At 62.0% G+C, this 13,334-nt stretch carries 10 protein-coding genes, 1 pseudogene and 1 riboswitch; of the genes and pseudogenes, 7 read left to right on the top strand and 4 right to left on the bottom strand.

Annotated elements, in window-relative coordinates; genetic code table 11:
- Window positions 1-168 precede the first annotated feature (168 nt).
- Entirely contained in the window at window positions 169-384 is a 216-nt protein-coding gene (locus HMPREF2919_RS08325) for an RNA-binding S4 domain-containing protein (RefSeq protein ID WP_005508828.1), read from the top strand.
- 461 nt (window positions 385-845) lie between these two features.
- On the opposite strand, the gene HMPREF2919_RS08320 is transcribed toward HMPREF2919_RS08325, so the two are convergent.
- Window positions 846-1,598 (bottom strand): alpha/beta hydrolase, encoded by a 753-nt coding sequence (locus tag HMPREF2919_RS08320; RefSeq protein WP_049341668.1) that lies wholly within the window; start codon window positions 1,596-1,598, stop codon window positions 846-848.
- Between the two features lie 94 nt (window positions 1,599-1,692).
- Here HMPREF2919_RS08320 and HMPREF2919_RS08315 point away from each other — a divergent pair, with 94 nt between their 5' ends.
- Window positions 1,693-2,508 carry a MerR family transcriptional regulator gene (locus tag HMPREF2919_RS08315; protein WP_012903962.1) on the top strand — a complete coding sequence of 272 codons (816 nt, stop codon included), beginning with the start codon at window positions 1,693-1,695 and terminating at the stop codon, window positions 2,506-2,508.
- Window positions 2,509-2,646: 138 nt separating this feature from the next.
- Here the strand turns inward: HMPREF2919_RS08315 and HMPREF2919_RS08310 are convergent, their stop codons facing one another.
- The 3 genes from HMPREF2919_RS08310 to HMPREF2919_RS08300 form a co-directional block, all read right to left on the bottom strand.
- The gene (locus HMPREF2919_RS08310; protein WP_012903963.1) at window positions 2,647-2,997 is read right to left on the bottom strand and encodes a MerR family transcriptional regulator; all 351 of its coding nucleotides are present in this window, start codon (window positions 2,995-2,997) and stop codon (window positions 2,647-2,649) included.
- 355 nt (window positions 2,998-3,352) lie between these two features.
- A complete protein-coding gene (locus HMPREF2919_RS08305) occupies window positions 3,353-4,696 on the bottom strand; it encodes a homoserine O-acetyltransferase MetX (protein ID WP_012903964.1) in 1,344 nt (447 codons plus the stop codon).
- Window positions 4,697-4,886: 190 nt separating this feature from the next.
- Window positions 4,887-6,233: a bifunctional o-acetylhomoserine/o-acetylserine sulfhydrylase gene (locus HMPREF2919_RS08300; protein ID WP_070667181.1), complete on the bottom strand. Its 1,347-nt coding sequence runs from the start codon at window positions 6,231-6,233 to the stop codon at window positions 4,887-4,889.
- Window positions 6,234-6,336: 103 nt separating this feature from the next.
- A riboswitch (SAM riboswitch) is annotated at window positions 6,337-6,449 on the bottom strand.
- A gap of 330 nt (window positions 6,450-6,779) precedes the next feature.
- Between HMPREF2919_RS08300 and HMPREF2919_RS08295 the strand changes: the two genes are divergently transcribed.
- The 5 genes and pseudogenes from HMPREF2919_RS08295 (at window position 6,780) to HMPREF2919_RS08275 (ending at window position 13,168) form a co-directional block, all read left to right on the top strand.
- Complete coding sequence (locus HMPREF2919_RS08295; RefSeq protein WP_049348855.1) at window positions 6,780-7,766, top strand: ABC transporter ATP-binding protein; 987 nt, start codon at window positions 6,780-6,782, stop codon at window positions 7,764-7,766.
- Entirely contained in the window at window positions 7,763-8,623 is an 861-nt protein-coding gene (locus tag HMPREF2919_RS08290) for an ABC transporter permease (RefSeq protein ID WP_049348853.1), read from the top strand. The genes HMPREF2919_RS08295 and HMPREF2919_RS08290 overlap by 4 nt, the downstream gene beginning before the upstream one ends.
- A gap of 1 nt (window position 8,624) precedes the next feature.
- Window positions 8,625-9,470, top strand: coding sequence for a hypothetical protein (locus tag HMPREF2919_RS08285; RefSeq protein ID WP_049348850.1), 846 nt, complete (start codon window positions 8,625-8,627; stop codon window positions 9,468-9,470).
- An 84-nt stretch (window positions 9,471-9,554) separates the two neighbouring features.
- The gene (rsgA, locus tag HMPREF2919_RS08280) at window positions 9,555-10,775 is read left to right on the top strand and encodes a ribosome small subunit-dependent GTPase A (RefSeq protein ID WP_070667179.1); all 1,221 of its coding nucleotides are present in this window, start codon (window positions 9,555-9,557) and stop codon (window positions 10,773-10,775) included.
- Between the two features lie 216 nt (window positions 10,776-10,991).
- Window positions 10,992-13,168, top strand: a pseudogene (locus HMPREF2919_RS08275) (S9 family peptidase).
- Window positions 13,169-13,334 lie beyond the last annotated feature (166 nt).

The raw sequence follows: 13,334 nt of genomic DNA, 5'->3' as shown, positions 1-13,334 counted from the left end.
CCCAGAACGGGGCGCCCGTATTCGCGCTCATCGGCGCAATATGCACACTTTTTGATGCAAGACACTAGGGTACCATCACCACCCCCCCCCTGGGTATGCCTACCCGACCCACCACTCCCCCATTTTTACCGGACGCCAGGATGCACCCGGCGGGATAAACTAGAGAGCATGGAAGAAATTTTTATTCGCGACGACATGATCCGCCTCGGTCAGTTCCTCAAGCTCGCCAACCTCGTAGAGGACGGCGCGCAGGCACGCGAGGTCATTCAGCACGGCCTGGTAAAGGTCAACGGCGACATTGAAGAAGCACGCGGCAAGCAGCTGCACCCCGGCGACACCGTGACGTTCAACGGCGTGACCGTGAAGGTCGCGCACGAGGACTAACCCGACCTCTTATTCCGTTTGAGATAGGGCGTTAGAGTGAGGGACGGCGTCCGTCCTCGTTCCTCTCCCCCGGCCCAAGGAAGCAGCCGGTGCGCACCTTCCTACGCTCCTACAGGGGAACCCACCCTCTCGGGTGCTCCGCTCTTCCTTGCTTCGCTGCGGAGAGCACCCGAGAGGGTACCCTGATGTCGCTTTCGGAAGGTGCACCGGCACGCTCCGGCAGCGGGGCCGAGAGCGGCTACCCGGAAAACGCGGCCGCACCCGCACAGTACCCCAGCGCGGAAAGGCGGTATCGTCCGAAAGTGACATCAGGGTGCCCGAAGCGAAGCGAGGGCGGGTTCCCTGTAGGAACGAGGACGATAACCGCCTTTCCAAGTGGAACTGCACAGAACCGAGCGGAAGCAGAACTACACGTAAGGCCCCCGAGTCATGATGACTCGGGGGCCTTCCCTATAGCCGTTTTAGGCGTCAGAGCCTTCCACGGTGCCGGTCGCCTCCGCAACTTTCTGCGCACGAATACGCGGCTCCTTACCCTGCACCTTCACCTCCAGGAACTCGCCCACATGGCGAATCTCCATGGCGCTCACGCCGTGACCCGCACCGGCGTACAGAACCTTAATGCCGTCAGTGTATTTGCGGATCCAGTCGTAGGTGTAGTTCACCATCTCCTGCGGGATGACGGGGTCTTCCTGGTCGCGGCCGAAGAACACCGGCAGCTCGGTCTTCTTCAGCTCCTCATCCTTGAAATAGGGCGAGTCGGAGTCCACGGCGTAGCCGGACAGGCCCACCACGGCGGCGAACTCGCCGGGAGCGTGACGCACCATCGAGGTTGCGATACCCATGCCCTGCGAGAAGCCCAGCAGGGTCACCGAGGCGTACGGGGTGCGGTTCGCGCGTACCCACTCCAGCACGTAGTCGCTGGCCTGCTCGATGGCGCGCTGATCGGATTCGAGCTGCTGGTTTAGCGGGTACCACTGGTAGCCGATAGCGTCCGCAGCAATGTAGGCGCCGGTCGAGTCCGCAGAGAACTGGGTACCGACCGGCTGCGGTGCACGCATGGAGGCGTAGGTGAAGCCCTCCTGCGGAAGGTGCGCCGCCAGAGACAGCAGATCGTGTTCCTGGGAGCCGTAGCCGTGCAGCATGAGCACCAGGTGGGTGCCTGCGCGTTCGTTCTCGGGGCGGGTGTATTCGACGACGTATTTGTTTTCGCTCATGCACCCATCTTAGCGAGGACTCCTCCACAAACCTGCACCGCAGGTTCCGCCGCTAGCTTGACCCTCACCTAACGTGAGGTTTTAGAGTGAAACCATGGACGCGAACATAACACCACCTGACGGGCAACACGAATACACCGTAGGAGAAGCGGCATCACTACACGGGCTAACAGTGCGCACACTTCACCACTGGGAGCAACGAGGCCTACTCAACCCGGCACACGATGAGTTCAACGGGTACCGATACTACACAGATACAGATCTTGAACGAATCACCGTCATCATGGGATACCGCGCCACCGGCATGAGCCTTGATGCCATTCACAAAATACTGCAGGACGAAGCGAACAGCACCGAGCATCTACTCGCTCAGCGGGATATGCTTCAACGCAAAATCGTCGCGTACGGGCGCATGCTTGAAACCATCGAACATCTTTTGGAGGACGCTATGGCACCTAAGAATGAGCAGCTCAGCGCTGCTGAGAAAGCAGAAATTATGGGCGAGGGATTCAGCCTCACCCACCAACAGGAGGCGCAGGACCGTTACGGAAAAACTGACGACTGGGCCGAGTACCAGCGCCGTACTGCGTCAATGGACCGTGCCGACTGGCAGAACGGCAAACAGCAGGTTGAGGAAGTAGAACACGCCCTCGTCGAGGCGTTCAACCGCGGCGTGCAGCCGGGCAGCGAGGAGGCAAACGCGCTCGCCGAGCGGCACCGCGCCTCCCTGTTCTTCTTTGAGGTCACCCCCGCCAAGCACGCGATTCTGGCGCGCGGCTATGTTGAGGATGCCCGCTTTAAGGCGCACTACGAGAAGCTTGCGCCTGGGCTTGCGGAGTGGCTGAGGGAGGTCATCTTTGAGAACGCTCGTGCGCACGGTGTCAACCCCGAGGAAGCTACCTGGGGTTAAATCTTTGGGCTGAAAATACCCAGTAACTAGGGGTGAGTAGCTGAGTGTGAAAGCTGAGCACAAAAATACGCCCGGTATTCCCCACGTCGGGAATACCGGGCGTCGGCGTGCATACCTGCATGAAAATTAGACGGTTATCTAGCGGGTGCCATCGAGGTGACTGCGGTGCTCCTGAATACGGCGATCCAGGTGCTCAAGGTTCTGCTGCAACCCCGCAATCTCGTTTTCAATCTTTCGGCGGGCTCGCTCCATCACATCAACGGAGAGTGCATGATCATCCGGATTGTCCAAGATTGTACGAATGTCGGCAAGACTCATGCCGGCCTGACGGCAGGTAGCAATAAACCGTGCTGCGGAGATAGACTCCTCATCAAAAATACGGGTTCCGTGAGCATCACGGGGCACCGCAATGAGCCCCTCTTTTTCGTAATAGCGCAGGGCGTGGGTGCTCACCCCCAACTGCTCCGCTACCTCTTGAATACTTACCACAGCGTTAATGCTATGGGGTTAGAGCGGGTCTAAAGCAAACTGAGAACCCTTACCTTCCAGTGCAACAGGAGGCTGCTTCCGCGGTATCTCGCGGAGCTTTCAAAAAGTGCCAGAAAAACCGGAAAATATTCCCTGACTTGGCACAACACACTTCAAAAAGATAGAAAAAATGCCGGACGCTCGCATCATACGAACGCCCGGCATTCTATTACATAACCCTAAGGGTGAAGGTTAATTCACGGTGGGCGGAAGGACAGTTGAGAATACCCAGTCATTCCCTCACAATCCCACACCCACTGTTTGGATAAAACAACATTCAACAGGATGCGTGAAACGCCTTCGGGTGCCGGTTGAGTTAGCGAGTAACAGCGCCGTACAGACGAGTCATCGAGTCCAGCGCCTCACGCTCACGCTGCGCCTCGCTCGGGGTAGCAGATTCATCTTCAACACCCAGGGCGCGCGCCAGAATCTTCTCCACCTGCTTCGCCTCAATCAGGAAGCCGTCATGGCCGTGGTTCGACTCGATAATATCCACGGCGACCGGGGTGGGCAGCGCCTCCGCCAGACGGTGCGACTCGTGCGGGAAGAACAAGCGATCCGTGTTCACCGCCGCAATCGTCCACTCGCAATCGGTGTGCGCCAGCGCCTGCGCCAGGGTGCCGCGGCCACGCGCCACATCGTGCGAAATCAGTGCCTCGTTCACTGCCAGGTAGCTATTCGCGTCAAAGCGCTCAACCAGCTTGGCGCCGTGGTGGTCCAGGTAGCTTTCGATGGCGTAGCGGCCACGCGGCTCACCCAGCGAGCCGCCCACGGTGCTTTCGCCACGGTTCTCTTCGCGGCCGAAGCGGTGCTCCAGCTCGGCGGGGCTGCGGTAGGTGGTGTGCGCAATACGGCGTGCCAGGGCAAGACCGGTCAGCGGCGCGGGACCGTCATAGTAGTCGCCACCGGCAAAGTTCGCGTCCGAACGAATCGCAATATTCTGGGTGTGTGCCCACGAAATCTGTTCCGCCGTAGCCGAAGGACCGGAGGCAATCACCGCGCATCCGCGCACCAGCTCGGGATTGGTTGCCGCCCACTCCAGGGCGCGAGCGCCACCGAGAGAACCACCAATCACGTAGCGGAAGCTGGTCACGCCCAGGGCACGTGCCAGGTGCGCCTCAGCACGCACAGAATCACGGATGGTTACCTGCGGGAAGCGGGAACCCCAGTGCTCACCGGCACCCGGGTAGCCTTCCGGAATAATGCTTGCCGGTCCGGTGGAGCCGTAGCAACCGCCCAGAATATTGGGGGCAATCACAAAGTAGCGGTTGGTGTCTACGACCGAGCCGGGGCCCACGATGCCTTCCCACCAGCCGTCCGATTCGATGGCGCGAATCAGCGGGGCGGGCATGTCGGGGGTGGGTACGCCGCGGGAGACATGCGTGTCACCGGTGAGCGCGTGCAGAATCAGGATGGCGTTATCGCCAGCCTCGTTGAGGGTGCCCCAGGTTTCGTAGCCGATGGTGACCTGCGGCAGGGTCACGCCGGACTCGAGCTCCAGGTCGCCGATGTTCAGCTGACGCAGGTAGCCTTGCGCTTCGGGGTGTTCGCGCTGAGTGCCCGCCACGGGGATGGGCGCGGTAACAGGCTGGTTGATAGTGCCGGATTGCTTGGAACTGGACAGCGTGGTACCGGACTGGCTAGTGCTCTGGGTGGTCATGGGGGTCCCTTCACTGGGTTTGGCCGGCAAGGTAGTGCCGGGTGTGAGCGGGGTACTCGTCTACGGGTAGAAGAAGCAACGGGTGGGGCGGCATCAGCGCCGCGCAGTGACAAAACGCTCCCTAACGGGGAATCCGCAGGTGGACCGAAAAGCCGTAGCTTGCCGGTCCACCTGCGGGTTACATCACCGTTTAGGAGAGGGTGTCAAAGCCCAGCTGCAGGTCGGCGAGAATATCATCAATGTTCTCAATGCCAACTGCCAGGCGCACAAAGTTCGGGTACACGCCGATCTTCTCCAGCTCCTCAGCGGCAAGCTGGGAGTGGGTGGTGGAGGCGGGGTGAATTACGAGCGAGCGCACGTCACCGATGTTCGCCACGTTGGAGTGCAGCTTCAGGGCGTCCACGAAGTCGCGGGTCTGCTCCAGGGTTGCGTCCTTGAGGGTGAAGCCGAGAACCGCGCCGGGGCCCTTGGGCAGGTACTTTTGTGCACGCTCGTACCAGGGGGAGGATTCCACGCCAGCCCAGATGACCTTCTCGACCTGCGGGTTTGCTTCGAGCCAGCGGGCGACCTTGGTGGCGTTCTCGATGTGGCGTTCGATGCGCAGGGAGAGAGTCTCCAGACCGATGCCGATGTTGAAGGCGTTGGTCGGGGAGATTGCGGCGCCGGTGTCACGCAGCAGGGAGACGCGCGCCTTCAGGATGTAGGAGAGGTTCGCGCCGAACGCGGAGTCCTTACCCAAATCGCGTGCGTAGACCAGGCCGTGGTAGCCGGGGGCGGGCTGGTTGAACTTGGGGAACTTCTCGGGGTCTGCACCGTAGTCGAAGTTACCGGAGTCAACGATCACGCCGCCGATGGAGGTGCCGTGGCCGCCCAGGTACTTGGTGGCGGAGTGGACGACTACGTCTGCGCCGTGCTCGATGGGGCGCAGCAGGTACGGGGTGGGTACGGTGTTGTCCACGATCAGGGGTACGCCGTTTTCGTGCGCGATCTTGGCGATGGGCTCAATGTCGAGCACGTCGTTGCGGGGGTTGGGCACGGACTCGCCGTAGAAGAGCTTGGTGTTGGGGCGTACTGCGGCGCGCCATGCGTCCAGGTCGTCCGGGTCCTCAACAAAGGTGGTTTCAATGCCCAGGTCGGCGAGGGTGTACTTGAGCAGGTTGTAGGTGCCGCCGTACACGGAGGGCGAAGCAACAACGTGGTCGCCTGCACCGGCAATGTTCAGGATTGCGTAGGTAATAGCTGCCTGACCGGATGCCAGCAGCAGCGCGCCTACGCCGCCTTCCAGGGAAGCGATACGGTTTTCGATGACTTCCTGGGTGGGGTTGTTGAGGCGAGTGTAAATGGGGCCCAGCTCGGCGAGGGCGAAACGGTTCGCTGCCTGCTCGGCGCTGTCAAAGACGAAGGAAGTGGTCTGGTAGATAGGTAGTGCCCGAGCTCCCGTTGCGGCATCCGGCGCCTGACCTGCGTGGATCTGGCGGGTTTCGAACTTCCAACCGGCGGGGTTGGCGGGAGTCGGGACGGTAGTGTTGTTGCTCATGCGTGGCTCCTATTGGGGATTCTTAAGGGGCCGCATGCCGACGGTACAGGAATCGTCGTCGAATAATCCTGTCACGATTGATGTACCGGTTTCGGTCACATCGGTCCCGCGCTTGCGTCACGCTTGTGCGTGCCGCCCGGTCTTCACCCAGGGCACCCCACCGCGGAGGAGGGTTGCCGGCCAGCTAGCTGGGGCTTATCGCTGGCGCTCTTGACCTGTTATTTAGAGTGTCATAGGGCACGGGGCGGGGTCAAGGATTTTGTGGGTGCGCGGTACTTTAAGACATTTCATTGCAAAGATGACGTTTTTTAACGTCTGTCATAAAACGCGAACGACGGTGCCGGGGCAATCCGAGGACGAGGCAATCGAGATGCGGAGGCGGACACCCACCATCCACACAGTAACCCCCATCACTTTTATCTACGGTTTTTCGGTACACTGAAATGACACATACACTCACGCAGGGTACAACTCGCTACGCCGTTTATCCTGCTCAGCATCCCTCCGGTATAGGGGCCAGAGGGTCATACCCGAAGGTTACCTACCATGTCTCTTGTTCTTGATGCGGCGCAGCTCAGCCGCGTCTTTGGCAAAGGTGAAAACGCTTTTACCGCCGTCGACCGTGTGTCGCTTCGCGTCAGTTCCGGTGAGATTCATGCCCTCCTCGGCCCCAACGGTGCGGGCAAAACGACTACCGTGCAGATGTGCTCGACCCTGCTCACACCCACCGGCGGTAGCCTCACCGTGAACGGTATTGACGCTATCGCCGACCCGCAGCGGGCGCGCCGTCACGTGGGTCTCGCACTGGGCGGGGAGAACGGCTTCTACCCGCGCGCTAGTGCCCGCGACAATCTGCTGTTCTTCGCCGATGTTGCGGGGGTTTCCGGGCGGACCCGACGACACGAGGTGGAGCATGCCCTAGCCCGTGTGGAACTCACCGATGCGGCAACGCGGCCTGTCCAGGAGTTTTCCCGCGGCATGAAGCAGCGCCTACATATTGCCCGCGCCCTGCTCGGCTCCCCCGCCCTGCTCCTGCTGGATGAGCCGACCAACGGGCTCGACCCCGATATCGCCCTAACCGTGCGTACCCTCATCCGTTCTCTCGCGGAAGACGGTGCCGCCATTCTGCTGACGAGCCACCTGCTGGGCGAAATCGAGGATTTGGCGCACACTATTACCGTTTTGGGCGCTGGCTCCGTTGCTGTGAGCGGCAGTCTCGAGGATATTGCCGCGCACGCAGGTATTGCCGCCACGACCGTGGTTCAGGTGGACCCCACCGCCACCGAGGGCATTGATACGCTCCGCGGGTTCCTCGGCGATAAGGCGGCGGTGCTGTTTGCCCCGCGCGGATCCGGCTGGGAACTGACCCTCTACTGGCACGGCGAGCGCGCCACGTTCGAGGCGGGCGAGGCTCACCGCATCCTGGCGGAGGGCCTTGCCGCCTCACGCATTGGGGCACGAACCGAACCGTACACGCGACCGGCAACCTTGGAAGAGGCATACCTGGCAATGGCGGAGGGGCTCAAGCGATGAACGCTCAGACGCAACGCTCGGAAGAGTTCCAGCGGCAGGGTCGACGGTACGACCTGTGGCAGGAGTGCGCCCGCCAACTGCGACTCATGGGCTTTAGCCTGCGCCAGTTTCTGACGGTCCCCTACTTCATTCAGCTACTCATCAGTACGGTACTCGGCTCGGTCATCCTTCAGGCGCTCGCCGTGCATGCGGCAACGCAGAGCTCCGCGGGTCACTCCGTTGACCCGACCCTCGCGTGGACCCGCGCGGGCATTGTGGGCATGTGGTCGGTCTGCATCGTGTCTGCGGGCATCATCAATTTCGAGCGTTTCCGTGGGACCCTCGTGTACCTATGTTCGGGGTCAATCTCTCCGGTGCGGGTGCTGGCGGCTATCGTTTCAAGCGCCTCCATTGTGGGTCTGGCTGCCTTGCCCCTATCGTGGGCAGTTTGGGCTCTTGTGACGCTCAACCCGCAGGTCACGGATTTTTCGATACTCTGGCCGCGCTACGTTCTGGGCGTTCCCCTGCTGTGGCTTGCGTGCCTGTCGATCACGTGCATGATTGCGGTATTCTTCGTGGCCACGCCGAACGCTATCGCCTACGAGGAGCTATTGCTCGTGCCGGTTTTTATTCTTTCCGGGGTTCTCTTCACGACCATTGAAGCGCCAGCCTGGCTAGATGCTGTAGGCACGCTCATTCCCCTGCAGGCGCCGGTTCACCTGCTACTTGGGCGTACCGCCATCACTACCCCGGCGGATGCACTCTTGCCCGTAATTCAGACCCTGGTCGTGAGCTTCATCTGGGCGTTGTGTGCTTTCCTCTTTGCTCGGAAGGCTCTCGCCTCCGCCCGCCGTCGCGGCACCCTGGGGGCGATGTAGCGTGCGTGTTCTCTCTACTGATTCTCTGCCCGGCGTGGCGCGTCGGGCACTGTCGACCGCCTCTATTGGCTGGTCGTCGTCGATTACCTTCGCAACCCTCGGAACGGCTATCACGACCCTGGTGCTCGTGCCGGGCCTCAACGTGCTTTTCACGGTGCTTCTGGGTGCTGATCTTGCCGCAAACGATACGGTACGCATCGGCTGCGCGTCTGCTCTGATTGCCACCCTCAGCTCCGTGGCAGCCGGTATTGTCGCGCGCGTTGCCACCGACCGGTGGATTGGCGTCTTCGAGTACGTGTGTACGGCTCGCCCGGTGGATGCTGGCTACTGGCTCGGTGCGGCGGCGGTACCCGCGTTGCTGGCATCCGTGACGGGTCTGAGCAATGTGGGCATCGTGTGGTTATTGTCCCTCACGGCACCCTCTACCGGGGCGGCTTCGGGGCTTCTGATTGGAGCCATTGCGCTGATGCCGGTTGCGATTCTGGGCGGGGTCTGCCTGGGCATTTTTGCCGCCGGGCTCGGTCTGTACCTGTCGGATCCGTACACGGGCTCGAATGTTCTGTCTATTGTTCTGCCGGTCAGCGCGGGCGTGATTGTGCCGGTGAGTACCTATCCGGCGTGGCTTGCCTGGGTGTGTTCCTGGGTTCCCGGGTCCCGGCTGGTGCAGGCGCTGGATATTTCGGCTTTGGAGACACCCGGCAGCGTTTCGGGCGGCGCCACCCAGGAGCTCTTTGCGTCCCTGGAGGCAGACACCGCCCTGGCGGTACTCTACGCCGCAATCGGATTGGGGCTTACCTTCCTTGCCACCCGCCGTATCCGTGCCGGTGCCCGCGCCTCGCTGCTATAAGTGTTGAAACCCAAGAAAAGATAAAAAGAACAAACCGTTTACTCACCCGCTACCCGGGCGCCGCGACCAAGAAAGACTATTCCTGTGACCGTTACTCCCGCTTCATACACCTTAGAGACTTTAGGGTTCGACCCCTCCTGGCAGGGCGCGGCAATTCGCGCCGCGTTCACCCTCGACGGTACTCTCGAGGATTTCACCCTCGCCCGCGTCAGCGCCGTGCACCGCACCCGCTGCGAGCTACTGACCTGCGAGCGGGGCGAGCTCGTGAAGCTCTCCGCTCCCCTGCGTCCGGTCGAAAACGACTACGGCGAAGAGGAATACCCCGTCGTGGGTGACTGGGTGCTCGCCCAGCCCATCCCCGGAACCGGCGGTGAAACCCACCCCGCAGAGCATAAGCCCCTCGCGATTCTGCCCCGGCGAAGCTACCTCACCCGCCCCAGCGCCACCCGAGAATCCGCGGATCAGCCTGTCGCCGCCAACGTGGATATGCTCTGCATCGTTGAGCCCTGCTTCCCCGAGCCGTCCATCGGGCGAATCGAACGCTACACCGCCCTCGCGCACGCATCCGGGGTGCAGGTCGCGCTGATTCTCACCAAGGGTGACCTGGTGACGGCCGAACAGCTCGCCGGCTACGAGGAATCCCTCGCGGGCGGCGTGGATGCGGTGCTCACCGTCTGCACGGATAACGGCTACGACCCCGCACCGGTCGCGGAACTCGTTGCCGGACGTACCGCCGCGTTCCTGGGCCGTAGCGGCGCCGGAAAATCCACTCTGGTCAACGCCCTGCTCAACCCCGGAGTTGACCCCCGCGAGGATAGCCAAGAATATCAGGTGCAGGTCACCTCCACGGTCCGAGATGCTGACGGCAAGGGGCGCCACACCACCACCAGCCGCCAGATGATTGTTTTACCCGGTGCGGAAGGCTCAAGCGAAGGAGACTCGACCAACGCAAAATCATCATCTGGTACGGTGCTGATCGACACTCCGGGTGTACGAGCCCTCGCCGCAACGAGCGATAGCGCCGCGATTGACGAAACCTTCGATGACGTCTCCGGTTACGCCTCCGCGTGCCGGTACAGCGACTGCTCCCACAGCTCCGAACCCGGATGCGCGGTGCAGCAGGCGCTCGCCGACGGTTCCCTCGACCCCGAGCGCTTCGAACGCTACCGCAGGATGATAGCCGAATCCGCGCGTCTACGCCTGCGCTCTCAAGAACGTGAGTACCGGCAGAGTAACCGTGCCTTCACGAAGGCAAACAAGGCGGGCCGCCGCACCCTCATGTCTATTAAGGGGCGCGCCAACTAGCCGCCGAACGCACATCCCGGCGAGGCTTCCACAAGCTGAGCCGGTCAATCCTGCTCAGGCCTCAATATAGTAGCCTGCCTCACTCTTCGATACACTAGAACTAGGCGTGCTCACAGTCCCCCCGCGCATCCTCCCCGCCACCCGGCGGCGCAGGAACGCGGGCGCAGACGGCACACACCATTCACAAACCCATAACTCAATGAAAGAGGTGGCAGCATGGCTGAACAGAACCTCACCCCGCCCGTACCGAAGAAGGTCGAGCACCGCCGCGAACACCACGGCGACGTCTTCATCGACCCCTACGAATGGCTCCGCGACAAGGAAAGCGAAGAGGTCCTCAACTACCTCAAGGCAGAAGCCGAATACACCGAAGCTGTCACCGCAGACCAGCAGCCCCTCCGCGAATCCATCTTCAACGAAATCAAGGGCCGCACCCTGCTGTCGGATCTGACCGTCCCGAACCGTATCGGTGACTGGTGGTACTACAGCCGCATGGTGCCCGGCGGCCAGTACCCCGTCTTCTACCGCTACCCCGCACTGCACGAAGGCGACGAGGTGGTACGCTACACCCCGCCGACCGTCACCCCCGGCGAAGTACTCGAGGGTGAAGTCGTCATTCTCGACTGCAACGAATACGCCAAGGACATGGAGTTCTTCTCCCTCGGCAGCTTCCAGCCCGCACGTAACGGCAAGCTGCTGAGCATTTCCGTGGATGAGAAGGGCGACGAACGCTACGAGCAGCGCTTCCTCAACATGGAAACCGGCGCCTTCCTCGAAGACACCATCCCCAACATTGCGGCGGGATCCTTCTTCATCAACCACGCCGAACAGCTCATCTACCTCGTGCCCGACGAGTCGTGGCGCCCCTGGCGTGTCTACGTGCACGACGTCGGACAGGGCACCGAAGACCACCTGATTTACGAGGAACCGGACAACACCATGTGGCTCGGTGCCGCCATGAGCTCCGACCGTTCCTCCGTGGTCATTACCAGCTCCAACTCCGAGTACACGGAGGTGCGCCTCATCCCCACCCGCGAGCCCAAGGGCGAGCCGACCCTGCTCATCCCCAAGAGCGCGGGCATCGAATACTATGCCGAGCCGCTCAACATTGCCGGCGAGCAGCACCTACTGATTCAGCACGACTACAATGCGTTGAACTCCGAGCTGGTCCTCGCAGACATGCCGCGCGAAGGTGAAAGCCTCGAAGAGTACGCGCAGCGTTGGGTGCCGGTCATCCGCCACAGCGAACACGTGCGCCTGGAGGGCTTCACCTTCACCGCAACGCACCTGGTCGTCACCGCCCGCGCGGACACCACCACCCGCATCTTCCTCGCACCGCGTGAGCAGCTGCCCATCCAGTGGCGCCGCCGCCGCCCGGCCGGCGTGACCTTCATGGAACCTGCCGGCTTCGACGAGGAACTGTACACCGCCTCCGTGCTGCGTGCGGAGAACTACTCCCCCGTGCTGCGCATCGCCTACACCTCGTACCTGACGCCGCGCCGCGTCTACGACTACTTCCCCATGTCGCAGACCCTGCTGCTGCGCCGTGAAACCCCCGTGCTGGGCGGCTACAACCGCGAGGACTACCGCGCCTACCGCGACTGGGCACCGGCGGCGGACGGCACGCTCATCCCGATTTCGGTGATTCACCGCGCCGACCTGGACATGAGCAAGCCGCACCCGGTCATCCAGTACGGTTACGGCTCGTACGAGTCGTCCATGGATCCGATGTTCTCCATCCCGATGCTGTCGATCCTGGACCGCGGCGTCATCTACGTCATCGCGCATATTCGCGGCGGCGGCGAGATGGGCCGCTCCTGGTACCAGAACGGCAAGAAGCTCGCGAAGAAGAACACCTTCACCGACTTCGTGGACGTCACCAGCTACATTGCGGCTAAGCCGTGGGCTGATGAGGCGCGTATCGGCTGCTACGGCGGTAGCGCCGGCGGCCTGCTCATGGGCGCCGTCGTGAACCTCGCCCCCGAAAAGTACGCCGCCTGCCTGGCTGCCGTACCGTTCGTGGATGCGCTGACCACCATCCTCGACCCGGAGCTGCCGCTGTCGGCGATGGAGTGGGAAGAGTGGGGCAACCCGATTGAGGACCCGGAAGTGTACGCCTACATGAAGTCGTACACCCCGTACGAGAACATCCGCCCGGTCCGCTACCCGGCAATTGCTGCGGTGACGAGCCTGCACGATACGCGCGTGCTCTACGTGGAGCCTGCGAAGTGGGTTGCGGCGCTGCGTGAGCAGATTGACCCGTCCTCGCCGGTGCCGCTGCTGAAGATTGATATGTCGGGCGGTCACGGTGGTGGTTCCGGCCGGTATAACGTTGGCGTGAGATCGCGTGGGATTACGCGTTCCTGATGAGCAACCTGGGCGTTACTGAGTAGCTGGTCTCTTAAATAGAACGCTCCGTCTGTATCTAAGTGATACGGACGGAGCGTTCTTCGTTTGTGTAGGTTGCTCTGCTCGAGGGACGGCGTTCGTCCTCGTCCATCCCCTCACTAAGCAGGGGCGGGGCACCGCATATTTCCTCCGCGCCTACGCAGGGGCACC

This window comes from Rothia sp. HMSC068E02 (assembly GCF_001813565.1).
GTDB lineage: Bacteria > Actinomycetota > Actinomycetes > Actinomycetales > Micrococcaceae > Rothia.
The sequence above is the reverse complement of the archived record's forward strand: the minus strand, read 5'-3'. Positions and strand labels throughout refer to the sequence as shown.